The sequence below is a fragment of the Streptomyces hydrogenans genome, from assembly GCF_014656075.1.
In the GTDB taxonomy this organism is placed as follows: Bacteria; Actinomycetota; Actinomycetes; order Streptomycetales; family Streptomycetaceae; genus Streptomyces; species Streptomyces hydrogenans.
Map to the genome: position 1 here is coordinate 25,025 of NZ_BNBS01000022.1, position 22,647 is coordinate 47,671.

Consider the following 22,647-nt stretch of genomic DNA (forward strand, 5'->3'; position numbering starts at 1 on the left):
CGCGGCACCGGCACCACCCGACGGGGGGAACCACCATGCCCACGCCTCGTGAGCGGCTCGCCGACGCCCGGCTCTACCTGTGCACCGACGCCCGGAAGCGCCAGGGGGACCTGCCCGCCTTCCTCGACGCCGTGCTCTCCTCCGGCGTCGACGTCGTGCAGCTCCGCGACAAGGGCATGGAGGCCGGGGAGGAGCTGGAGCACCTCGCCGTCCTCGCCGAGGCCGCCCGCCGGCACGGCAAGCTCCTCGCGGTGAACGACCGGGCCGACGTCGCCCACGCCATCGGCTCCGACGTCCTCCACCTCGGCCAGGGCGACCTGCCCGTCCCCGCCGCCCGCGCGATCCTCGGCGACGAGGTGCTGATCGGCCGCTCCTGCCACGCCGAGTCCGAGGTGGCCGCGGCCGCCGCCGAGCCCGGCGTCGACTACTTCTGCACCGGCCCCTGCTGGCCCACCCCCACCAAGCCCGGCCGGTACGCCCCCGGCCTCGACCTGGTGCGGTACGCGGCCGGACTCGCCCAGGACCGCCCCTGGTTCGCCATCGGCGGCATCGACGAGACCAACCTGGACGAGGTGCTGGACGCCGGGGCCCGCCGCATCGTCGTCGTCCGCGCGCTCACCGAGGCCGACGACCCGGCCGCGGCCGCCGCCTCCCTCGCCAAGCGCGTCCGGGAGCGCGCCGGAGCCTGACCGGCCGCGCTCCGACCGGCCGCGCCGGAGCCCGACCGGCCGCGCCCCGACCGGTGCGGAACGGCCGGCTCCGCCCCGTACCGGTGTCCGAAAAGGTGTCCACTACTCGGACGAGGTTTCCGCGCGTCCTGGACCCCGTCTAACCTGCCGGTATGGCCCTTGGAACCGCTTCCGTCCGTACGGACCGCGCCCGCACGGTCCGCGAGATCCTCGCCGCCGGGACGTCGTACTCCTTCGAGTTCTACGCCCCCCGGACGGCCAAGGGCGAGCAGGTCCTCTGGAACGCCATGCGCCGCGTCGAGGCCGTCGGCCCCAGCTTCGTCTCGGTGACCTACGGCGCCGGCGGCTCCACCCGCGGCGGCACCGTCAAGGCCACCCAGAAGATCGCCTCGGACACCACCCTCACCCCGGTCGCCCACCTCACCGCCGTCGACCACTCCGTCGCCGAGCTGCGCAACGTCCTCGGGCAGTACGCCGACGCCGGCATCCGCAACATGCTCGCGCTGCGCGGCGACCCGCCCGGCGACCCGCTGGGCGACTGGGTCGAGCACCCCGAGGGCGTCCGCTACGCCGCCGACCTGGTCCGGCTCATCAAGGAGTCCGGCGACTTCTGCGTGGGCGTCGCCGCCTTCCCGGAGATGCACCCCCGGTCCGCCGACTGGGACACCGACATCCGGCACTTCGTCGACAAGTGCCGGGCCGGCGCCGACTACGCGGTCACCCAGATGTTCTTCGACCCGGAGAACTACCTGCGGCTCCGCGACAGCGTCGAGAAGGCCGGCTGCGAGACCCCGATCATCCCCGAGGTCATGCCCGTCGTGAACGTGAAGACGCTCGACCGGCTGCCCCAGCTCAGCAACGCCGCCTTCCCGGCGGACGTGAAAGAACGGATCCTCGCGGTCAAGGACGATCCCGCCGCTGTACGCTCCATCGGTATCGAGTTCGCGACGGAGTTCTGCGCGCGGCTGCTGGCCGAGGGCGTCCCAGGACTGCACTTCATCACGCTCAACAGCTCCACCGCGACGCTCGAGATCTACGAGAATCTCGGACTGCACCAGCAGTCCTGACCGGTCGTACCCGCCCCGACCCGCGGCGGTGGCCGTAGAGAGGGGCTGCGGGGCATGGGGTGGACGGTCCTCTACATCGCGTTCGGCCTGGTGGCGCTCTGGCTGCTGGGCGAAGTGCTCCTCCAGTACAAGGCCCGGCTGCGCTGGCGCATCCTGGCCTTCTGCGGCTTCCTCGGCGTGGTCGTCGGCGTGCTGCTGCCCTCGGTGGCGGTCATCATCGCCGGCGCGGTCGCCTTCGCCGCCGGCCAGACCTTCGTGACGCTCTCCTTCCGCCGCGGCTTCTCCACCGGCTGGGCCATCGGCGGCAGCCCCGGCGCCAGCCGTCGCCGCAAGGCGGGCCCGGCCCCCGAGGCCGGCCCGACCCTGGAGGTCTCCGGCCTCTCCTACGAGGACGCGGAGGCGGCCCACGCCCCGGGCCCCGACGCCGAGGAGCTGCGCGCCGGCGCCGAGCCGGCCTCCGTCTACGAGCCGCAGCCCCTGCCCGAGGACACCGGCAGCTACGGCGTCTACGGCGGACAGCACGAGCAGGCCCCGCAGAACCCCGCCTACGGCGGCTACGACCCGGGCGCCTACGACACCGGTGCCCACGACCCCACCGGCTACGGCACCGGCGGCTACGCCCCCGCCGGCCAGGACGCCCCCGCGTACGACACCTACGCCGCCGGCTACGAGCAGCAGCCCGGCTACGACTACGGCGCCGCCGGTGCCCCGCAGCAGTACGCCGCCTACTCCGACCCGTACATCGGCCCCGGCACCGACGGCCAGCAGTACACCTCGTACCACGGCGACCCCTACGCCCCCTCGTACGGCTACGACACCCCGCCCGGCGGCGTCTGGGTCCCGCAGCAGCGCGACACCGACGAGCAGCCGCCCCAGGCGCACGCCCCGGGCCAGTACGGCTACGAGCCGTACCCGGACGAGCAGTCCGGGTACCGCTACTGAGGTCCCGTCCGGCCGGGCCCGGTCACCGCGAGCCGCGGAACTCCGCGCCCTCCACGATCAGCCCGGCCACCAGCGCGCCCGACATGCCCGCGTGGGCGAGCCCGCCGCCGGGGTGCGACCAGCCGCCGGCGAAGTAGAGGCCGGGGACGGGGGAGAGGCTGGGCGCCGGGAGCCAGCTCCCCCCGGCGTCCGCCAGCGCGGGCCCCGGGACCTCGGACGTCCCGGTCGCCGCCCGTACGTCCTCCGGAGTGCGGACCTCCTGCCAGCGCAGCCGCTCCGCGAGGCCCGGCACGGCGCGGCCCGCGGCCTCCACCATCCGCGCGGCCGACTCCGCCCAGTCGCCCTCCCGCGCCGACCCGACCATCGCGGACAGCGTCACCGACTCGTGGTCCGCGTCGGGCCGCAGCGCCGGATCGTCCGGCCGCAGAACCGTCACCGAGGGCAGTCCTCCGGCCGCGTGGACGACCGTGCGGTGCACGGCCCCCTCCTCACGCGCCCCGCGCAGGGCCAGCAGAACCGTCAGCCGGCTGGTGCCGTGCCGCTGGAAGCGCGTCCACTCGTCGCCGGACCGCCACGGCAGGACCTGCTCGCGGTAGAGCTCCGGCACGGGCGCGCCGACGACCACGTGATCCGCCTCCACCGCCTCGCCGGACCCCAGCCGCACCCCGACGGCCCGCTCGCCCTCGGTCAGCACCTCGTCCACGGGCGCGTCGAAGACGAACCTCACCCGCCGCTCCCGGCAGCGCTCGTACACCGCGTCCGCGAGCGCCCGGATGCCGCCCGCCACATACCAGCTGCCGAAGGTCTGCTCCATGTACGGCAGCACGGCGGCGGCCGCCGGGGCGCTCGCGGGCGGGAAGCCGTACGCCTCCGCGTACGAGTCCAGGAGCGCGACCAGCCGGGGGTCCCGCAGCTCCCGCTCGCCGACCTGGGCCAGCGTCCGGGTCGGGCGGCGCAGCAGGCCCGCCTTGAGCGCCGGGTACGGCTCCCGGGCGAGCGCCTTCGGATCGGCGGGCTGCGGCTCCTCCAGGAGCGGGCGGCGGGTGCGGTCCCACGCCTCGCGGGCCCGCGTCAGGAAGTCGCCCCAGCGCTCGCCCGCGCCCGCGCCGAGCGCGGCGTCCAGGGCGGCGACCGTGCCGGCCCGGGAGGCGTTCGGCAGGTCCACGCGGGTGCCGTCGGCGAAGACGTGCCGGGCGGCCGGATCGACCTGGCTCAGCCCGACGCACTCCTCCAGCGGCTTCTTCCCCGTCTTCACGAACAGGTCGCGGTAGACCGCCGGCAGGTGCAGCAGCCCCGGTCCGGTGTCGAAGGCGAAGCCCTCGCGCTCGAAGCGGCCCACCGCCCCGCCGTACGTCGACGTCCGCTCGTACACCGTCACCGTGTGTCCGGCGACCGCGAGCCGCGCCGCCGTCGCCATGGCGCCGAGACCCGCGCCGATCACCACAATCCGTCCCATGTCAGGGACCCTATCGGCCCCCGCCGACGGAGCGGTCCGCAGGTGGGCCGCCCTCCGCCGCGGCCAGCCTGCGCTCCTCGCGGCGCTGGGCCCGGCGGCGCAGGAAGCGCCGGATCCGGGAGGCCAGGAAGACCAGCAGCCAGACGCCGAGCGCCAGCAGCACGGCGGCGATCACCGCCGCCGCCACCGGATGGAAGATCGCGAAGGTGATGATCCCGGCGACCGCGAGGTCCTCGCCCGTGCTCAGCGCGATGTTGGAGAACGGCTCCGGCGAGGTGTTCACCGCCATCCGCGTTCCCGCCTTGACCAGATGGCTCATCAGCGCCGTCGTTCCGCCGATCGCCCCCGCCGCCAGCTCGGGCAGCGAGCCGCTCTCGCCCGCCAGCAGGGCCGCCACGACGGCGCCCGCGACCGGCCGGATCACGGTGTGGACGGAGTCCCAGAGGTTGTCCACGTACGGGATCTTGTCCGCGACCGCCTCGCACAGGAACAGCACGCCGGCCACGATCAGCACGTCCGTGCGCTGGAGCGCCTCGGGCACCTCGTCGGTGAGCCCGGTCGCGCCGAAGAGACCGAGGAGCAGGACCACCGCGTAGGCGTTGATCCCGCTCGCCCAGCCGCTCGTGAAGACCAGGGGGAGTACGGACACGCTCGTGATCGTAACGAGGCGACGCCCGTCCGTCACGACTGAGTACGCGTACTCAGGGGCCGAGATGAGTACCCGCGCGGATGGGGGAGGGGCCATCGGGAGGAGAGAGTGGAGCCCACGGAAGGGGCGCGGCTCCGGACCGCCGACACGGGGCGGCGGAACGGGGCCGCGCGCCTGCCGGCACGGGGGACGTGCACGGGGGTGTACGAAGGAAGCGCCGGTCAGGCGTGGCTCGGGGGGATCGAGCCTCGTCGGACCGGCGCTTCTCGTTGCGGTTTGCGGCTTGCGGTTTGCGGCTTGCGGCTTGCGGTTTGCGGCCCGGATCCGGGATCCGGGGTCCGGATCAGCCGCGTCCGCCCACCCGTCCGTGCAGCAGCAGCGACAGCGCCGCGTGCACGTCGTCGAGAGAGCGTTCGCTCTGGAACGCCTTCCAGTCCAGGGCGGCGACCAGGACCATCCCGACCAGCGCCGCCGCCGTCAGCTGGACGTCGATCTCCTCGCTCAGCTCGCCCGCCTCGACGCCCTCGCGCAGCACGCCCTCGACCACGGCGACGGCCTGCTGGCGCACCACCAGGAGGGTGGAGTTCCAGGCGCGGTTGGTGCGCCAGAGCTCGGCCACGTACAGCTGGGTGAAGGCCGGGTAGCGGTCGATGAAGACGAGGCCCGCGCGGATCATCGCGTCCAGCGCGGCTATCCGGCTGCCGCCCCGCTCCGCCGTCTCCTCGGCCGCCGTCCGCAGGGAGGCGGCGAGGAGGGAGACGCCGTGGCGCAGCAGCTCCTCGAAGAGCTCGGTCTTGCTCTTGAAGTTGTAGTAGACCGTGCCCTTGGCCACCCCGGCCCGCTCGGCGATCTCGTCGACCGTCGTGGCCGAGAAGCCCTGCTCGGCGATGAGGGTGACGGCCGCCTCGTAGAGCTTGGCGCGGGTGGCCTGGCGGCGGGTGCTGCTGCTGTCCATGGGATCGATTCTCACAGAGGCGGTGCGGGTCACAGGGACAGTTCCGGGTGCAGCCGGTCCAGCGTCCACACCTGCTTGCGCCGCGCGGAGACCGCGGTCAGGGCGAGCGCGCCCAGCGTGTAGGCGGCGAGGACGGCGACCGCCTCCCAGACCGGCCCGAGCCCGCCGCCGCTGATCAGCCGGCGCAGCGCGTCGACCACGTGGGTCATCGGCAGGAAGGGGTGGACGGCGTTGAAGAAGCCCGGACTGGTCTGCACCGGGTAGGTGCCGCCCGCCGAGGTCAGCTGGACCATGAGCAGCGCGAGCACCAGGATCCGGCCGGCCGCGCCGAAGCGGGCGTTGAGCCACTGGATGATCGCGGCGAAGCAGCAGGTCACCAGGGCGAGGAAGCCGACCGTGCCGGCCGCCCTGGCCATCTCCAGGCCGAGGCCCCAGTGCAGGACGGAGAGGAGCGCGCCGACCTGGAGGACGCCGATCGCCGCCACCGGGAACCAGCCGGCCAGCGCGATCCGCCAGGCGGAGGCGCCCGCGGCGAGGGCCCGCCGGTTCATCGGCTGGATGATCATGTAGGCGACCATCGCGCCGACCCAGAGGGAGAGCGGGATGAAGTACGGGGCGAAGCCCGTGCCGTAGTTCGGCGCCTTGTGGAGCGACTGGGCGGCCAGCTTCACCGGGTCGGCCATGACCTCGGTGCGCCGGTCGCGCTCACCCTTGTCGTAGTCCGGGATCTGGTCGACGCCGTCCTTGAGGCCGGTGGCGAGCGAGCCGGAGCCGTCGGCCAGCTTGAACAGGCCGCCGTCGAGGTCGCCGGCGCCCTTCTTGAGCTTGCCGACCCCGCTGTCCAGGCTGACCGAGCCCGCGCGGGCTCCGGTGATGCCGGTGTGCAGCTGCTCGGCGCCGTCGGCGACCTTCTTCGCGCCCTTGTTGAGCTCGTTGATCTTCCGGATGGCGCCCTCGACGTCCTCGTCCAGGTGCGGGGCGCGGGCGGCCAGCTCGTCGGCCTCCTTCTTGAGCTTCTTCAGCCGCGTGTCCAGCGTCTTCAGGTCGCCCTTGCTGTCCTTGGTCAGCTCGTGCACGTCGTCCGCGACGGTGGCGACGTCCCCGGCGGTGGTGGAGGCCTCCTTGAGGGCCGCGCACATCTCCTTGGGGTCGGGGAGCGCGACGCCCTCGGGGAGGGTGACGCCCTCCGGCAGCTCGACCGGCGCGTCGGCGCCGGGCTTCGCGCAGGACTCGCGGTGCAGCCGGGCGAGCGTGTCGTCCGCCTTGTGGGCGGCGGTGCGCAGCAGCGGGGCGCGGCGGACCAGGTCCTCCAGGTCGTTGCGGGCGAGGGTGGCCGAGTCGGAGACCAGCTTGGCGGTGTCGCGGATCGAGGTGCCGTTGTTCGCCAGGTAGGGCCGGACCTTGTCGGCGGTGCCGTTCACCTTGTCGGCGAGCGCCTGGGTGCCGTTCGCGACCTTGCGCGTGCCGGTCTGGACGTCCTTGGAGCCCTTGTCCAGCTTCTTCAGGCCGGAGGCCAGGTCGCTGCTGCCGGTCTTGGCGTCGGTCAGGCCCTCGGAGAGGTCCTTGGACCCCTTCTTGGCCTTGTCCACGCCCTTCTTGAGGTCGGCCGCGCCCTTGGCGGCCTCGGCGGTGGCCTCGTGGATGTCGGAGAAGGAGATGAAGATCTTGTCGAGGAAGGTCCGGGAGGACTTGGTGGAGGCGGCGGTGCGCACCTCGGAGAAGACCGTCCGAGAGATCTGGCCGACGATGTAGTTGTTGGAGTCGTTCGTCCGGACCCTGAGGGCGCCGGTCTCGGGGGAGTCCCCGGAGCTGGAGGCGATCCGCTCGCTGAAGTCGGCGGGCACGGTCAGGGACAGGTAGTACGTGCCGTCCTCGACGCCCTCGCGCGCCTCGGCGTCGCCGACCTGGTGCCACTCGAAGGTCCCGTTGTCCAGCAGCCCCTCGGTGAGGTCCGCCCCGGCGGTGATCCGCTTGCCGTCGGCGGTGGCGCCGCGGTCCTCGTTCACGAGGGCCACGGGCAGCCGGTCGAGCCTGCTGTACGGGTCCCAGAACGAGTACAGGTACAGGGCGCCGTACAGCAGCGGCAGCAGCAGGACCGCGACGAGCGCGGCGCGCGGCAGCTTCCCCCTGCCGAAGCGCCTCAGCTCAAGCGCGGCCAGTTTCGGCGAGCGCATCGTCCGCCCCCTCCTCGGTGATGTCGTCTTCGGCGGTGGTCTTCGCGCCGGCGCCGGGCGCCGCGGTGGTCTTCCCGCGGGGACCGGACGTCGCGGTGTCCGCACTGGTCTTCGTGCCGGTGCCGGTCCGTGCGGTGTCCGCGGTCTGCCCGGCCGGGGCGGGCTCCGCCGACTCCCCGGTGGTGTCCGCGTCGGCGGCGACCGTGGTGATGCGCAGGGCGTCGGCGGGGGCCTCGCTGCAGACGGCGAGGACGGTGGTGCCGGAGTCGGCCACCGTGCGCAGCAGCGCCCAGGCCGCGGCCCGGTCGGCGTCCGACAGCTTGAGGTCCGTGTCGTCCACGCCGAGCAGTCGCGGCCGGCCGATGAGGGCCAGCGCGATCGACAGCCGCAGCGCCTCCAGGCGCTCCAGGTCCCGTACGGAGGTCCGCTCGCCCTTCGGCAGGGCGGCCGGGTCCAGGCCGGCGGCCGCCAGGGCCTCGTCGATCCGGGCCCGGGCCTCGGCGGCGCGGGTGCCGGGGCGCCGCAGCAGGGCGCGGACCGAGCCGTCGAAGCGGCGCTGGAGCAGCGCCCTCTCGCGCAGGTGCTCGGCCACCGTGAGCGACGGGTCGAGCTCGCTCACGCCGGGCACCTGCCCGAGCGCGGCGATCCGGCGCACGGCCGCCATCCGGCGCGGCAGCGGCAGCCCGCCGACCTCGGCGTGGCCCCCATGGGTCCTCATCCGCCCGGTGAGCGCGAGCAGCAGACAGGTGCGGCCGCTCCCGGACGGGCCTTCGAGCGCCACCAGGGAGCCGGCCCCGGCGCGGAAGGACACCTCCCGGAAGGCCCAGCCGCGGGGGCCCTTGAGCCCCAGCCCCTCGACCACGAGCGCGGCCCCGTGCGCCGCCGCCTCACGGTCGGCGCCGGGCTCCCCGCCCTCGCCCTCCGATGACGGCCGTGTGGTCAGGTCGTCGGATCCCACGGATCCACCCCCCCGCTTCCCCACTTTTGAACTGACTGGTCAGTGCAAAAGTTACCGGTGAGTCGCTTCGCTGGCAAAACCCCAGGTCAGCCTGATTGTCAGTGGGGGCCTGCACGATGGACACAGACGGCGACAAGGCCGTCACCCGACGACAGGAGGCTCGTCATGGTCAGCCCTTTCGCAGCAGCCGACGTCCACCCCGTGTCCCGCAGGAGCGCCGCCCCGCCCGCCGCCCTCGACCTGCTCGCCAAGGCCCGCACCGGGCTCGACGAGGCCGCCGCCCTCGACCGCCCCCACGAGAGGTACGCCACCGCGCACCTCGCCGCCCTGCGCGCCGCGGCCGCCGTCCTCGCCGCCCGCGCCCGCCCCGTGCCCCCGACCCGCCGGCGCCAGGCCATAAGGAGCGCCTGGGAGCTGCTGCCGCAGCTCGCCCCCGAGCTCACCGAATGGAGCGTCCTCTTCGCCTCCGGGGCCCCGCGCCGCGCCCTCGCCGAGGCCGGTGTCGCCGCGGCCGCCACCGCCCGCGAGGCCGACGACCTGGTCAGGGACGCCGCCCACTTCCTGCGCCTGGTCGAGCGGCTCCTCGTGCTCCAGCCGGTGCTGCCCCGGCAGCCCCCGGCCGACGACGTCGCCGGTTGATCCGCACGGCACCCCGGAGGCCATAGGGTGGGGACGTCCGTACCCGTCACGAAGGAGTCAAGAGCCGTGCCGGACCCATCCGCTGTCTTCGGCCGTGAGGCGTCGTCGCGCCCGTCGCGCGCCTCCCTGCGCACCGCCGTCGTCTGGGACGTCCTCAAGGACGCCCTCGACCGCCGGGTCGGGAGCACGGGGAAGGCCGACCTGGACGTCCTCGACACCGGCGGCGGCTCCGGCAACTTCGCGGTGCCGGTGGCCCGCCTCGGCCACCGGGTCACCGTCGTCGACCCCAGCCCCAACGCGCTCTTCGCGCTGGAGCGCCGCGCCGCCGAGGCCGGGGTCGCCGACCTGGTGACCGGCGTCCAGGGCGACGTCCGCGGCCTCTTCGACGTGGCCGAGCGCGGCGCCTACGACGTGGTGCTCTGCCACGGCGTCCTGGAGTACGTCGACGACCCCGCCGAAGGCGTGCGCAACACCGTGGCCGCGCTCCGCCCCGGCGGCGCGCTCAGCCTCCTCGGCGCCGGACTCGGCGGCGCGGTCCTCGCCCGCGCCCTCGCCGGCCACTTCACCGAGGCCCGGACCGCGCTCGACGACCCCGACGGCCGCTGGGGCGCCGGCGACCCCGTGCCCCGGCGCTTCACCGCCGAGCAGCTCACCGGACTGGCCGAGGAGGCGGGCCTCTCCGTGGCCGCCGTCCACGGCGTGCGGATCTTCGCCGACCTCGTGCCCGGCGTCCTCGTCGACACCGAGCCCGGCGCCGCCGAGGCCCTGCTGAAGCTGGAGGCGGCCGCCGCCGAACTGGCCGCCTTCCACGCCATCGCCACCCAGCTCCACGTGCTCGCCGAGAAGCCCGTCTGACCCCGCGGAACTCCGGGGCCGCGCCACCCGTTCGGAGGTGCGGGCCCGGCTCTGCCACAGGCCGCCCCATATGCGGCTTCGCGCCGTATGATCGAGGGAAACCATCCGGCATGACGGGCGGACGGCTGGGGAATCAACGCCTCACCAACCGAACCGCGTGGCGGCCCGGATTGGCTGATCGGATTTGAGGGCGGGTTTCACGGGGGCGATTCCCTGCCTATCCTGAAAGGGCCGCAAACCGGTCGCCCCCGCGACCGACGACTAGGAGGACTCCGTGCCGCTCTCGGAGCACGAGCAGCGAATGCTCGAGCAGATGGAGCGAGCGCTGTACGCCGAAGACCCCAAGTTCGCGACAGCGCTCGAAGGAAGCGGGCTGCGCACGTACACCCGGCGTCGGGTGTATCAGGCAGTCGCCGGCTTCCTGGTGGGTATCGCGCTCCTCATGGCCGGAATGGTCGCACAGCAGATCTGGATCAGCGTGGTGGGATTCCTCGTCATGCTGGGCTGCGCGGTCCTGGCGGTCACCGGTTGGCGCAAGGCGCCGAAGCCGGGCGAGCAGCCGCAGCAGGCGGCCAGGGGCCGCCGGAGTGGTGGACAGGCGCGACGCTCCATGATGGACCGGATCGAGGCGCGGTGGCAGCGACGCCGCGACGAGCAGCAGGGCGGCGGCCACTGAGGCGCCGCTGAGCGGAGACCCCGCACCCCAGAGCCCTCCGCCCCGCCGGCACCGACCCCGGCGGGGCGCAGCCTTTCCCGAAACCCGCCCGCGCGATCCCCCTGCCGGGCCGCCACGCTCCCCTCCCGCGCCGCGCCGCCGCTCGCCGCGGTCCTCTGCCGGGCCCCCGCGTTCCCCTCGCGTGCCGCGCCGCCGCCCCGTTGCGGGCTGCGCCCGACCGGGACGTACCGCCGCCGCGCCGCCGCGGGCTGCGCCCGGGCTGGGGCTGCCGCGTCCGCCGTTCCGTTGTGGGCAGTTGTTCCGCTGGGGCGATGGGGGTCCCCCCTGCTCGAGCGAAGCCGAGAGCTTGGGGGAGGGTGGGCACGACGGAACGGCACCGTTACCGGGTGCCTCCGCTTCCGGGCCTGGCCCCGCACCCATACGGCGTCGTACAGCGGGTGCGGGTTCAGGCGCGGAAAGCCTGGGCCCGGCAGGGGGCGTCGTCCCTGTGCCCACCCGTCCCGCCCTGCGGGACGCCTGCCCACAGGGCGCGGGGCGGCGGCGGGCGCAGCCCGCACCAGGGAACGGGGGCGCGGCCCCGCACCAAGGGACGGCAGGGCACCCCGCACCAAGGGGCGGCGGGGTGCCGTGGGTCAGGTGTGGAGGCCTGGGGTTCGGGATTTGAGGGTGGTCCAGTGGGCGGAGGCGGACCAGTGGAGGCGGGCCGCGGAGCGGGGGGCGAGGAGGGCACGGAGACGCACCGCGCGCGAGGCGTGCGCGCGGAACCCGGCCCGTACCCGCTTCGCGTCCTCCGCGAGGCCCGCCACCGCACGTGGCGCCGGCGCGTAGAGGGTCTCCTCGACCGCCCGCGCCACCCGGTGCACCGCTTCCGCCGCCTCCCCGGACAGCTCACCCGCCCGGACGATCCGCTCCGCGGTCCTGCGGGGCGTCTGCGCCTCGTCGGGTTCGAGCCCGTGGTCCCAGGCGGTGTCGCCGATCTCCCGCCACACCGCCAGCGCGCCGCCCGAGGGCGCGAGCCGCTTGGCCCGGACCCGGGTCCGCCAGAGGAACGGGATCAGGGGCAGGGCCAGGACCAGCAGCGCCGCCAGCGTCCATCCGGCCGCCTTCAGGAGGTCCGTACCGCCGCCGGAGGACGTGTCGTCCGCCGCCGCCGGGTTCGGGCCGCACTCGCCGAGGCGCCGCATCTCCGGTGGGCAGCTCTCCGAGGCGCTCGGTGCCGCCGAGGGCTGCGCCGAGGAGGTCGCGGAGGGCTGCGCCGGACCGGTCGGGCCGCCGGTGGGGGAGACCTGCCGGGTGTACGCGGGGGTGGAGCCGCGGGAGGGCGTCGGCTCGAAACGGGTCCAGCCGGCGCCCTCGAAGTACAGCTCGGGCCAGGCGTGGGCGTCCCGGATGCCGACCGACACCGAGCCGTCGGACTGGGTGGTGCCCGGCATGAAGCCGACCGCGACCCGCGCCGGGATGCCCAGCGTGCGGGCCATCGCCGCCATCGAGAAGGAGAAGTGGATGCAGAACCCCTCCTTGTCCTTCAGGAAGCGGGAGATCGCCTCCGTGCCCGTCCCGGACGTCACGTCGACGTCGTACCGGAAGCCGCCGTCCTCGGCGAACCAGTCCTGGAGCCGGACCGCCCGCTCGTAGTCGTTCGCCGCGTCCTTGGTGATCTCCAGGGCCGTCGACCGCACGTCGGCGGGAAGGCTGCCCGGCACCTTGGTGTACTCCCGGAGCAGCTGCTCCGGTGCCGGGCCCGCCTGGGCGAGCTGCTCGCTCGTGGGCTGCACGTCGAGGCTGGTCACCTGGTAGCGGACGCCCTTGGTGGTCTGCTTGTCGTCGCCGACGAGCATCCGCCCGGCCGGCTCGAACCGCCAGCGGCCCTCGATGTCGACCCGGGCGGCCGGGAACGGCATCGGCAGCCACTTCTGGTCGTACCCCTCCGAGGCGACGAAGTTGCTGGTCACCTCGGAGGTGCGGACGGACTGCGCGAGGCCGTCGGGCCACGGCAGCACCTTCGGCACCGCGTCGATCGGGCGGACCGAGGACTTCCACGAGGTGCCGTCGAACTGGTCGAGGGCGACGAGCCGGAGGTACAGCCCGCTGTTGTCCACGGCGTTGGTCCGGTAGCGCAGGACCTCGAAGTCCTCCGGCTGGCGCAGGTTGTCCTGGAGGGAGACCAGCGGGTTCACGGCGGCGATGGTGCCGCCGCCCCCACCGCCCTCGCCGGGGCCCGCGCCCCCGCCGGTGCCCAGCAGTCCGCCGGAGAAGCCCGGCAGGACGAGCGGCACCACCAGGGCGGTGCCCATGGCGACGGCGCCGATCCTGCGGCCTGTGCGGACCGGCGCGAAGGCGCTCCCGCCGCCGCCCGCGGCCGAGCCGGGCCGGCCGGAGCGCTGGGCGCCGCCGAAGACCCGTCCCCAGGCCGAGAGCCGGTCGCGGCCCTCGGCGAGGAGCAGCAGGAGGTAGCCGGTGGCGGCGAGCAGGAACCAGAGCCGTCCGGCGCCGCCGCCGGAGAGCCCGGCGGCCACCGAGTACAGCGCGAGCAGCGGCAGACCGGCCGGGGCGGCCCGGCGGAAGGTGACCGCCAGGACGTCCACCAGCAGCCCGATCGCCAGTACGCCGGCGACCAGCATGAGCCGGATGCCCTCGGTGTCCGGGGCGGGGATCGCGTAGGTGCCGACGTCCTCGGCGCCGAGCCGGAACAGCTCCGCCACCCGCTGGACCGCGAGCGGCCCGGGCAGGAACCCCAGGAGCGCCTGCTCGCGGGCGAAGACCGCGGTCAGCGCGATCACGGAGACCAGCAGCTGGGCGCCGATCGTCAGCGGCCGGGCCAGCGGAACCCGCCGGCACAGCATGCCGGCGGCGCTCTGCAGGGCCAGCAGGAAGGCGGCGGTGAAGATCCAGGTGGCCGGCTTCACCAGCGGCAGCAGCGCGCCGGCGGCCATCAGGGAGGCCGCCCAGGCGGCCAGTGTCAGGCGGGTGAGCCCGCTCATGCCCATCCTCCGTAGCTGTCCGCGGCGGCGGTGTCGCGCAGTGCCCCGGCGGCCTGCTGCCAGAGGTCGGCCAGACGGGCGCCGGGCTGCACCGGGACGACCGTCCAGCCGGCCTCGCGCAGCTCCCTGGCCCGGGCGTCGACGGCCCCGGCCACGGCGCCGCCGGTGAGCCAGGTCCCGGAGTCCAGGACGAAGGCGACGGCCGCGCCGGCCCGGCCGCGCATCCGGCCGGCCAGGGCGGCCTGCTCCTCGTCGAGGTCGCCGAGGAAGGCGACGAGCAGCCCCTCGCTCCCGGCGCGCAGCACGTCGGAGGCGCGCGAGAGCCCGGCGCCGTCGGAGTGGTCGACGATCGCGAGGGTGTCCATCAGCAGCCCGGCCGTCTCCACGGAGTCGGTGCCCGCGTATCCGTCGGAGCCCTCGCCGGGGACGGCGGTGCCGGTGTCGGTGAGCAGCCGGACCGCGTAGCCGCGCTCCAGCATGTGGGTGAGGACGGAGGCGGCGCCGGAGACGGCCCACTCGAAGGCGGAGTCGGGGCCGGAGCCCTGGTAGCCGACCCGGCGGGTGTCGAGGAGGACCGTGCAGTGCGAGCGCTGGGGCTGCTCCTCGCGGCGGACCATCAGCTCGCCGTAGCGGGCGGTCGAGCGCCAGTGGACCCGGCGCAGGTCGTCGCCGACCCGGTAGGCGCGCGGGATGACGTCGTCGTCGCCTGCCAGGGCCAGGGTGCGCTGCCTGCCCTCCCCGTACCCGGACGCCTCGCCGCCCAGCCTGACCGGCGGCAGGGCCGTGGTGCGCGGGACGACGGTCAGGGTGTCGTACGCGTGGAAGGAGCGGGTCAGCTCGCACATCCCGAAGGGGTCGCTCAGCCGGAGCTGGAGCGGCCCGAGCGGGAAGCGGCCGCGCAGGTCGGAGCGGACCCGGTAGGAGACCTCGCGCCGGCCGCCGGCCTCGACCCGGTCGAGGACGAAGCGGGGGCGGGGGCCCAGCATGTAGGGCACGTGGTCCTGGAGCATCAGCAGCCCGGTGGGGAGCTTGGAGACGTTCTCCATCCGGAGCTGGACCCGGGCCTCGGTGCCCGCCTCCACCCGCTGCGGGGTGAGCAGGCGGGAGGTGGCGACCCGGTAGCGGGTGCGGTGCAGGACGACGGCGCAGATCAGCGGCAGGACGGCGAGCAGCAGGCCGACCCGGAGCAGGTCGGCCTGGCCCAGCACGTAGGCGCAGACGGCGGCGGCCGCCCCGGCGGCCAGGAAGGACCGGCCGCGGGTGGTGAGTCCGCCGAGGGTGGCCCGCAGGCCGCCCCGGCCGTCCTCGGCCCGGGGGCCGGCGTGGTCGTCGGCCCGCTGCCCCTCGGGTGCGGCGGGGGTGGCCATCACAGCTGCCGGCCTCCCGGGAGCCGGCCGTGGACCGGTCCCGCGGGCGGGGCCGAGGACGGGACGGGGGTCCGCTGGAGGATGTCGAGGACGACCTGCTCGGCGTTGCGCCGGTTGAGCTGGGCCTGCGCGGTGGGCAGCAGCCGGTGCGCGAGGACGGGCACGGCCAGCGCCTGGAGGTCGTCGGGCAGCACGTACTCGCGGCCGGCGAGGGCGGCGGAGGCCCTGGCGGCCCGCAGCAGGTGGAGCGTGGCGCGCGGGGAGGCGCCGAGCCGCAGGTCGGGGTGGTTGCGGGTGGCGGCGACGACGTCGACCGCGTACCGCCGGACGGCGTCGGCGACGTGCACCGCGCGGACGGCCTCGATCAGCTTGAGGATCTCGTGGGCGTGGGCGACCGGCTGGAGGTCGTCCAGCGGGTTGACCGCCCCGTGCACGTCGAGCATCCGGAACTCGGCCTCGGCGCTCGGGTAGCCGATGGAGACGCGGGCCATGAAGCGGTCGCGCTGGGCCTCGGGCAGCGGGTAGGTGCCCTCCATCTCGACCGGGTTCTGGGTGGCCACGACCATGAACGGGCTGGGCAGCTCGTAGGTCTGCCCGTCGGTGGTGACCTGGCGCTCCTCCATCGACTCCAGGAGCGCGGACTGGGTCTTGGGCGAGGCCCGGTTGATCTCGTCGCCGATGACGATCTGGGCGAAGATCGCGCCCGGCTTGAACTCGAACTCCCGACGCTGCTGGTCGAAGATCGACACGCCGGTGACGTCCGACGGCAGCAGATCGGGGGTGAACTGGATGCGGCGCACCGAACAGTCGATGGACCGCGCGAGCGTCTTGGCGAGCATGGTCTTGCCGACGCCGGGCACGTCCTCGATGAGGAGATGGCCCTCGGCGAGCAGCACGGTCAGCGCGAGACGTACGACCTCGGGCTTGCCCTCGATCACGCTCTCCACCGAGCCGCGGACGCGCTCCGCGGTGGTGGTCAGATCAGTGAGGCTCGCTCGGTCGTCATAGGTCGTCACCCCGGCCCTCCTCGGCCTTGCAGGAACACGGACACCTGCCCCCGATGGGATGTACGGGGGGTGTCACCCGAGCATTCTTGTTGGGATTGCCGGGCCCTGTCACTCGCCTGTGGACAACTGCGGACGAAATGCCGGAGTTTGTCGTCTTACGCGGAGGCGGAAACTGTGCTCGGACCGCTGCCGGAACCATTCTCCACAGGGTGGATCTCGCGGAGCAGACCGGTCGCGACGTCGAAGACGAAGCCCCGGACGTCGTCCGTGTGCGGCAGGAAGGGCGAGGTGCGGACCCGCTGCATCGACTGCCGTACGTCCTGGTCCACGTCCCGGAACGCCTCGACCGCCCAGGCCGGACGCTGCCCCACCTCGTCCTCCAGCTCGTGCCGGAAGTCCTCGGTGAGCGACTCCAGGCCGCAGCCGGTGTGGTGCACCAGCATCACGGCGCGGGTGCCGAGCGCCCGCTGGCTGATGGTGAGGGAGCGGATGACGTCGTCGGTGACGACGCCGCCCGCGTTGCGGATCGTGTGGCAGTCGCCGAGTTCGAGACCCAGCGCCGCGTGCAGGTCCAGCCGGGCGTCCATGCAGGCCACGACGGCGACGTGGAGCACCGGACGCGCGTCCATGCCCGGGTCGGAGAAGTCGGCGGCGTACCGCGCGTTCGCCTCGACGAGCCGCTCGGTGACCGAGCCGCCGGCGGGCGTCGCGCCGGACGGGCCGGGGGAGGGGTGTGCGGAGGTCGTCATGGCCCCGACGGTAGTGGGCACCACCCCCGAGGGCCCGCCGTGAGAAGAGGACAAAGAACGCCAATGATCCTCTGTGTGAGCCACCCCACAGTGATCGCCGGACGCCGCCGATCGAGTGAACCACCCGGAATGTCCGCACGCGCGTCCGGCGCCGCGCGGCGCGCCAGCCGGTTGATTGACCGGCCCCGTCCGTGGACTAGAGTGACGCGGAGTTCCTGGAGACAATCGAGCGGTTTGCAGCGGTTTCTCCCCCGTGTGCGCGGCGGCACCCACGGCTCGCCCCCTTACCCGCTCGCCGTGCCCGTTCTGAGAGGGTGCGTTGAGCAACGACCGCCACGTCCCGGTGATGCTCCAGCGGTGCCTGGACATGTTGGCCCCGGCCCTCCAGCGCCCCGGCGCGGTCGTCGTCGACTGCACCCTGGGCCTCGGCGGACACAGCGAGGCCCTGCTCCGCGCCTTCCCCGAGGCCCGGCTCGTCGCCCTCGACCGCGACAAGGAGGCCCTGCGCCTCTCCGGCGAGCGGCTCGCCCCCTACGGGGACCGCGCCACCCTCGTCCACGCCGTCTACGACGAACTGCCCGAGGTCCTCGACCGGCTCGGCATCGACAGGGCCGACGGCGTCCTCTTCGACCTCGGCGTCTCCTCCATGCAGCTGGACGAGGCCGACCGCGGCTTCGCCTACGCCCAGGACGCCCCGCTCGACATGCGCATGGACCAGACGACCGGCATGAGCGCCGCCGAGGTCCTCAACACCTACCCGGCCGGCGAACTCGTCCGCATCCTGCGCGCCTACGGCGAGGAGAAGCAGGCCAAGCGGATCGTCTCCGCCATCGTCCGCGAGCGCGACAAGGAGCCGTTCACCAACAGCGCCCGGCTCGTCGAGCTCATCCGCGACGCCCTCCCGCAGGCCGCCAAGCGCACCGGCGGCAACCCCGCCAAGCGCACCTTCCAGGCCCTGCGCATCGAGGTCAACGGCGAACTGAGCGTCCTGGAGCGGGCCATCCCGGCCGCCGTGAAGGCCCTCGCCGTCGGCGGCCGCGTCGCCGTCCTCTCGTACCACTCCCTGGAGGACCGGCTCGTCAAGCAGGTCTTCGCGGCCGGCGCGGCCACCACCGCCCCGCCCGGCCTCCCGGTCGTCCCCGAGCAGTACCAGCCCCGCCTCAAGCTCCTCACCCGCGGCGCCGAACTCCCCACCGAGGAGGAGGTGGCCGAGAACCGCCGGGCCGCCCCCGCCCGCCTCCGGGGCGTCGAGCGCATCCGGGAGGACGTGCTGTGAGCGCGGCGAGGGGGCCGCTCAAAGGCCGGGCCGCGCGGCTCGGACGGCTGATGCCGTCCGGACCCAGCTCGGCCGCCCGCACCCCCTTCGTCCTGCTCGTCGTCCTCCTCCTCGGCGGCGGCCTCATCACCCTGCTGCTGCTGAACTCCGCCCTCAACCAGGGCTCCTTCAAGCTGCGCGAGCTCAAGGACCGCACCACCGAGCTCACCGACGAGGAACAGGCCCTCCAGCGCGACGTCGACGCCAACGCCGCCCCCGACGCCCTGGAGCGCCGCGCCCGCGAGCTCGGCATGGTCCCCGGCGGCAGCCCCGCCTTCCTCGGTCCCGACGGCAAGGTCCTCGGCGAGCCCACCGTCGCCCCCTCCCCGAAGCCCTCCCGCACGCCGAGCCGCGCCCCGGCCCGCACGGCCGACCCCGGCACCGACCCGAAGCCCACCCCCACCGGCACCACCCCGACCGCGACCGCCCCGACGACCTCCGGCAGGTGACCGAGCAGTGCCCTCCCAGGAGCCCCCGCGCCGCCGCGTCCCCGGACCCGCGCGCCCGGCCCGCCCCCGGCCCGCCGGATCCGGCGCCCGGGCCGGAGCGGGCGGCCGCGCGCCGCGCCCCGCGCCCCGGCCCGCCGCCCGCCGCCCCGCGCCCCGGCCGCCCGCCCGCAGGCCCCGCACCATCACGCTCGGCCGCCCCAAACCCCGGCTGCGCCTGATCTCCGTCGGCCTCACCCTCGTCATGCTGGTCTTCGTGGTGCGGCTGCTCCAGGTCCAAGCCGTCGACGCCAGCGCGTACGCGGCCAAGGCCGACAAGTACCGCTACCAGGAGTACACGCTCTCCGCCGAGCGCGGCGAGATCACCGACCGCAACGGCATCGCCCTGGCCACCAGCGTCGACGCCTACGACATCACCGCCGACCCGAAGCTCTTCACCCCCGAGGAGTCCAAGGTCCGCGACGCGCCCGAGCAGGCGGCCGCGCTCCTCGCCCCGATCCTCGGCAAGGAGCCGGCGGAGCTGGCGAAGAAGCTCCGCACCCCCAAGTCCCGCTACACCCTGCTCGCCCGCAAGCAGACCCCGCAGGTGTGGAACCAGATCAAGGACCTCAAGAAGGTCTACGCGCAGAAGGCCCGGGCGGCCGACGGCACCGGCGTCAACCTGCTCGGCGGCGTCCTCAGCGAGCCCAGCACCAAGCGCGTCTACCCCAACGGCGACCTCGGCGCCGGGATACTGGGCTACGTCAACGCCGAGGGCCGCGGCGCCGGCGGCGTCGAGTCCATGCTCGACCCCGAACTCGCCGGCCGGGACGGGAAGATCCGCTTCACCGCCTCCGGCGGCCGGCAGGTCCCCACCGCGGGCTCCCAGGGCACCCCCGCCGTCCCCGGCTCCGACATCGAGCTCACCATCGACCGGGACATCCAGTGGGCCGCCCAGCAGGCCATCAGCGACCAGGTCCGCAAGTCCAAGGCCGACCGCGGCTACGTCATCGTCCAGGACACCCGCACCGGTGAGGTCCTCGCCATGGCCAACGCCCCCGGCTTCGACCCCAACGACCTCTCCGCCGCCAACTCCGCCGCCATGGGCAACGCCGCCCTCCAGGACGCCTACGAGCCCGGCTCCACCAGCAAGGTCATGTCGATGGCCGCCGTCCTGGAGGAGGGCAAGGCCACCCCCGACACCCACGTCACCGTCCCCAACCGGCTCCACCGCGGCGACCGGCTCTTCAAGGACGACATCGACCACAGGACCTGGTACCTGACGCTCAACGGCGTCCTCGCCAAGTCCAGCAACATCGGCACCATCCTCGCCACCGGCCAGCTCGGCAAGGACCAGGCCGAGTCCAACCGCGTCCTCGACGGCTACCTCCGCCGCTTCGGCATCGGCAGCCCCACCGGCCTCGGCTTCCCCGGCGAGACCCCCGGCATCCTCGCCAAGCCCGAGGACTGGTCCACCTCCCAGCAGTACACGATCCCCTTCGGCCAGGGCCTCTCCGTCAACGCCCTCCAGGCCGCCTCCGTCTACTCGACCATCGCCAACGGAGGCGTACGCGTCGAACCCACCCTCGTCCGCGGCACCAAGGGCCCCGACGGCCGCTTCGCCCCCGCCGCCGCGCCCGAGGAGAACCGGGTCGTCAGCGAGAAGACCGCCAAGACCCTCGCCCAGATGCTGGAGTCGGTCGTCGAGGACCGCGAGGGCACCGGCACCCGGGCCGCCATCCCCGGCTACCGCGTCGCGGGCAAGACCGGCACCGCCAACCGGGTCGACCCCGAACTCGGCCGCTACAAGGGCTACACCGCCTCCTTCGCCGGCTTCGCCCCCGCCGACCAGCCGCGCGTCACCGTCTACTGCGCCATCCAGAACCCCACCAAGGGCAGCTACTTCGGCGGCCAGATCTGCGGCCCCATCTACAAGAAGGTCATGGAGTTCGCGCTCAAGACCCTCCACGTGGCACCCACCGGCAGCGAGTCCGCCCGCCTGCCGGTCACCTTCGAACCCACCCCGTGACCCCCGGGAGCACCACCAGTGACGACGATCACCCCCCACTCCGGGAACCGGAAATCGAACTCCGGCGACGCCCCCCGCTCGTTTGGTCCCCCGCAGGGTGCGCCCGGTACGCTCACCGCCGTGCCACACGCTGATCAGTCCCGAACCACCCCGCCCCGCCCGGAGCGGGCCCGCCCGACACCCCTGGGCGAGCTCGCGCAGCGGCTCGGCACCGAGACCCCCGACGCCGCACGGGCCGTCCCGGTCTCGGGGATCACCCACGACTCCCGGGCGGTACGGCCCGGGGACGTGTACGCGGCCCTCCCCGGAGCCCGCCTGCACGGCGCCGACTTCGTCGCCCAGGCCGCCGGCCTCGGCGCCGTCGCGGTCCTCACCGATCCGACCGGAGCCGACCGCGCCGCCGCCACCGGCCTGCCCGTCCTCGTCGTCGAGGATCCGCGCGGCCGGATGGGCGAACTCGCCGCCGAGATCTACGGCCGCCCCGGCGCGGACCTCCTCCAGATCAGCATCACCGGCACCTCCGGCAAGACCACCACCGCCTACCTCGTCGAGGGCGGACTGCGCGGTGCCGGGAAGCACACCGGGCTCGTCGGCACCGTCGAGATGCGGATCGGCGACGAGCGCATCAAGTCGGAGCGCACCACCCCCGAGGCCACCGACCTCCAGGCCCTCTTCGCCGTCATGCGCGAACGCGGCGTCGACGCCGTCGCCATGGAGGTCTCCAGCCACGCCCTCGTGCTCGGCCGGGTCGACGGCTGCGTCTTCGACGTCGCCGTCTTCAACAACCTCAGCCCGGAGCACATGGAGTTCCACTCCGACATGGAGGACTACTTCCGGGCCAAGGCGACGCTCTTCACCCCGGAGCGCAGCCGGATCGGCGTGGTGAACGCCGACGACGAGTACGGCCGCCGGCTGGCCGAGGAGGCGGCCGTCCCGGTCGTCACCTTCTCCGCCGAGGGCCGCGCCGACGCCGACTGGCGCGCCGAGGACGTCGTCCTGGGCGCCGCCGACTCCACCTTCACGGCCGTCGGCCCCGACGGCGAGCGGATCCCCGCCACCGCCCCGCTGCCCGGCCCCTTCAACGTCGCCAACACCCTCGCCGCCATCGCCACCCTCGCGACCGCCGGACTCGACCCGAAGACGGCCGCCGACGGCGTCGCCGCCGTCCCCGGCGTCCCCGGCCGCCTGGAGCGCGTCGACGCCGGCCAGCCGTACCTCGCCGTCGTCGACTACGCGCACAAGACCGACGCCGTCGAGTCGGTGCTGCGCTCGCTGCGCGAGGTCACCGAGGGCCGGCTGCACGTGGTCATCGGCTGCGGCGGCGACCGGGACACCACCAAGCGCGGCCCCATGGGCGCCGCCGCGGCCCGGCTCGCCGACACCGCCGTGCTGACCTCCGACAACCCCCGCTCCGAGGACCCGCTCGCGATCCTCACCGCGATGCTCACGGGCGCCGCCGCGGTGCCCGCCGCCGAACGCGGCGACGTCCTGGTCGAACCCGACCGGGCCGCCGCCATCGCCGCCGCCATCGCCCGCGCCCGGCCGGGCGACACCGTCCTGGTCGCGGGCAAGGGCCACGAGCAGGGCCAGGAGATCGCCGGAAAGGTCCGCCCCTTCGACGACCGCCAGGTCCTCCGCGAAGCGATCGAGGCGGCGGGCGGCACACCGGCCGCCGCCCCGATCGGACACCGTCACCAGAACAGTCAGGGATGAA

General features: G+C 74.4%; 19 protein-coding genes. 10 read left to right on the plus strand and 9 right to left on the minus strand.

Features of this window, described 5'->3' with window-relative positions; translation table 11 throughout:
* Positions 1–35 precede the first annotated feature (35 nt).
* The 3 genes from thiE (at position 36) to IE321_RS12380 (ending at position 2,698) form a co-directional block, all read left to right on the plus strand.
* On the plus strand, positions 36–689 hold the full coding sequence (gene thiE, locus IE321_RS12370) for a thiamine phosphate synthase (RefSeq protein WP_043223067.1): 654 nt from the start codon (positions 36–38) through the stop codon (positions 687–689).
* A gap of 152 nt (positions 690–841) precedes the next feature.
* Positions 842–1,756 (plus strand): methylenetetrahydrofolate reductase [NAD(P)H], encoded by a 915-nt coding sequence (metF, locus tag IE321_RS12375; RefSeq protein ID WP_043223069.1) that lies wholly within the window; start codon positions 842–844, stop codon positions 1,754–1,756.
* 54 nt (positions 1,757–1,810) lie between these two features.
* On the plus strand, positions 1,811–2,698 hold the full coding sequence (locus IE321_RS12380; RefSeq protein WP_190222891.1) for a hypothetical protein: 888 nt from the start codon (positions 1,811–1,813) through the stop codon (positions 2,696–2,698).
* Between the two features lie 22 nt (positions 2,699–2,720).
* Here IE321_RS12380 and IE321_RS12385 read toward each other — a convergent pair whose 3' ends face one another.
* From IE321_RS12385 to IE321_RS12405, 5 genes are all read right to left on the minus strand, one after another.
* Positions 2,721–4,154, minus strand: coding sequence for a phytoene desaturase family protein (locus tag IE321_RS12385; protein WP_190222892.1), 1,434 nt, complete (start codon positions 4,152–4,154; stop codon positions 2,721–2,723).
* Positions 4,155–4,164: 10 nt separating this feature from the next.
* Entirely contained in the window at positions 4,165–4,803 is a 639-nt protein-coding gene (locus tag IE321_RS12390; RefSeq protein ID WP_043223075.1) for a DUF4126 domain-containing protein, read from the minus strand.
* A gap of 343 nt (positions 4,804–5,146) precedes the next feature.
* Positions 5,147–5,758 carry a TetR/AcrR family transcriptional regulator gene (locus IE321_RS12395; protein ID WP_043223078.1) on the minus strand — a complete coding sequence of 204 codons (612 nt, stop codon included), beginning with the start codon at positions 5,756–5,758 and terminating at the stop codon, positions 5,147–5,149.
* A gap of 29 nt (positions 5,759–5,787) precedes the next feature.
* Positions 5,788–7,932 (minus strand): YhgE/Pip family protein, encoded by a 2,145-nt coding sequence (locus IE321_RS12400; protein ID WP_190222893.1) that lies wholly within the window; start codon positions 7,930–7,932, stop codon positions 5,788–5,790.
* Positions 7,904–8,794 (minus strand): ATP-binding cassette domain-containing protein, encoded by an 891-nt coding sequence (locus tag IE321_RS12405; RefSeq protein WP_226651906.1) that lies wholly within the window; start codon positions 8,792–8,794, stop codon positions 7,904–7,906. Before IE321_RS12405 ends, IE321_RS12400 begins: the two co-directional genes overlap by 29 nt.
* Before the next feature lie 261 nt (positions 8,795–9,055).
* Here IE321_RS12405 and IE321_RS12410 point away from each other — a divergent pair, with 261 nt between their 5' ends.
* From IE321_RS12410 to IE321_RS12420, 3 genes are all read left to right on the plus strand, one after another.
* Positions 9,056–9,529, plus strand: a complete 474-nt coding sequence (locus tag IE321_RS12410) for an SAV_6107 family HEPN domain-containing protein (protein ID WP_051841865.1) — start codon at positions 9,056–9,058, stop codon at positions 9,527–9,529.
* Between the two features lie 66 nt (positions 9,530–9,595).
* Positions 9,596–10,384, plus strand: coding sequence for a class I SAM-dependent methyltransferase (locus IE321_RS12415; RefSeq protein ID WP_043223083.1), 789 nt, complete (start codon positions 9,596–9,598; stop codon positions 10,382–10,384).
* Between the two features lie 274 nt (positions 10,385–10,658).
* Positions 10,659–11,060 (plus strand): SCO2097 family morphological protein, encoded by a 402-nt coding sequence (locus IE321_RS12420; RefSeq protein WP_043223086.1) that lies wholly within the window; start codon positions 10,659–10,661, stop codon positions 11,058–11,060.
* A 632-nt stretch (positions 11,061–11,692) separates the two neighbouring features.
* Here the strand turns inward: IE321_RS12420 and IE321_RS12425 are convergent.
* The 4 genes from IE321_RS12425 to IE321_RS12440 form a co-directional block, all read right to left on the minus strand.
* Positions 11,693–14,041 carry a transglutaminaseTgpA domain-containing protein gene (locus IE321_RS12425; protein WP_190222894.1) on the minus strand — a complete coding sequence of 783 codons (2,349 nt, stop codon included), beginning with the start codon at positions 14,039–14,041 and terminating at the stop codon, positions 11,693–11,695.
* On the minus strand, positions 14,038–15,408 hold the full coding sequence (locus tag IE321_RS12430; RefSeq protein ID WP_043223091.1) for a DUF58 domain-containing protein: 1,371 nt from the start codon (positions 15,406–15,408) through the stop codon (positions 14,038–14,040). The genes IE321_RS12425 and IE321_RS12430 overlap by 4 nt, the downstream gene beginning before the upstream one ends.
* Positions 15,408–16,424, minus strand: coding sequence for an AAA family ATPase (locus tag IE321_RS12435; RefSeq protein ID WP_043223094.1), 1,017 nt, complete (start codon positions 16,422–16,424; stop codon positions 15,408–15,410). The genes IE321_RS12430 and IE321_RS12435 overlap by 1 nt, the downstream gene beginning before the upstream one ends.
* A 146-nt stretch (positions 16,425–16,570) precedes the next feature.
* Positions 16,571–17,164, minus strand: a complete 594-nt coding sequence (locus IE321_RS12440; RefSeq protein WP_190222895.1) for a beta-class carbonic anhydrase — start codon at positions 17,162–17,164, stop codon at positions 16,571–16,573.
* Between the two features lie 319 nt (positions 17,165–17,483).
* Here IE321_RS12440 and rsmH point away from each other — a divergent pair, with 319 nt between their 5' ends.
* The 4 genes from rsmH to IE321_RS12460 are packed head-to-tail and all read left to right on the plus strand — an operon-like array spanning position 17,484 to position 22,646.
* On the plus strand, positions 17,484–18,440 hold the full coding sequence (rsmH, locus tag IE321_RS12445) for a 16S rRNA (cytosine(1402)-N(4))-methyltransferase RsmH (RefSeq protein ID WP_043223097.1): 957 nt from the start codon (positions 17,484–17,486) through the stop codon (positions 18,438–18,440).
* Positions 18,437–18,928 carry a cell division protein FtsL gene (gene ftsL, locus IE321_RS12450; RefSeq protein ID WP_372470226.1) on the plus strand — a complete coding sequence of 164 codons (492 nt, stop codon included), beginning with the start codon at positions 18,437–18,439 and terminating at the stop codon, positions 18,926–18,928. The genes rsmH and ftsL overlap by 4 nt, the downstream gene beginning before the upstream one ends.
* Before the next feature lie 7 nt (positions 18,929–18,935).
* Positions 18,936–20,933, plus strand: coding sequence for a peptidoglycan D,D-transpeptidase FtsI family protein (locus IE321_RS12455; RefSeq protein WP_043223099.1), 1,998 nt, complete (start codon positions 18,936–18,938; stop codon positions 20,931–20,933).
* 18 nt (positions 20,934–20,951) lie between these two features.
* Entirely contained in the window at positions 20,952–22,646 is a 1,695-nt protein-coding gene (locus IE321_RS12460) for a UDP-N-acetylmuramoyl-L-alanyl-D-glutamate--2,6-diaminopimelate ligase (RefSeq protein WP_190222896.1), read from the plus strand.
* Position 22,647 lies beyond the last annotated feature (1 nt).

Bases quoted from the DNA above. Each gene is read 5' to 3' on its own strand.
- IE321_RS12440 (WP_190222895.1), bottom strand. From the start codon at position 17,164: ATGACGACCTCCGCACACCCCTCCCCCGGCCCGTCCGGCGCGACGCCC.
- IE321_RS12430 (WP_043223091.1), bottom strand. From the start codon at position 15,408: ATGGCCACCCCCGCCGCACCCGAGGGGCAGCGGGCCGACGACCACGCC.
- IE321_RS12425 (WP_190222894.1), bottom strand. From the start codon at position 14,041: ATGAGCGGGCTCACCCGCCTGACACTGGCCGCCTGGGCGGCCTCCCTG.
- thiE (WP_043223067.1), top strand. From the start codon at position 36: ATGCCCACGCCTCGTGAGCGGCTCGCCGACGCCCGGCTCTACCTGTGC.
- IE321_RS12410 (WP_051841865.1), top strand. From the start codon at position 9,056: ATGGTCAGCCCTTTCGCAGCAGCCGACGTCCACCCCGTGTCCCGCAGG.
- metF (WP_043223069.1), top strand. From the start codon at position 842: ATGGCCCTTGGAACCGCTTCCGTCCGTACGGACCGCGCCCGCACGGTC.
- IE321_RS12395 (WP_043223078.1), bottom strand. From the start codon at position 5,758: ATGGACAGCAGCAGCACCCGCCGCCAGGCCACCCGCGCCAAGCTCTAC.
- IE321_RS12400 (WP_190222893.1), bottom strand. From the start codon at position 7,932: ATGCGCTCGCCGAAACTGGCCGCGCTTGAGCTGAGGCGCTTCGGCAGG.
- IE321_RS12380 (WP_190222891.1), top strand. From the start codon at position 1,811: ATGGGGTGGACGGTCCTCTACATCGCGTTCGGCCTGGTGGCGCTCTGG.
- IE321_RS12385 (WP_190222892.1), bottom strand. From the start codon at position 4,154: ATGGGACGGATTGTGGTGATCGGCGCGGGTCTCGGCGCCATGGCGACG.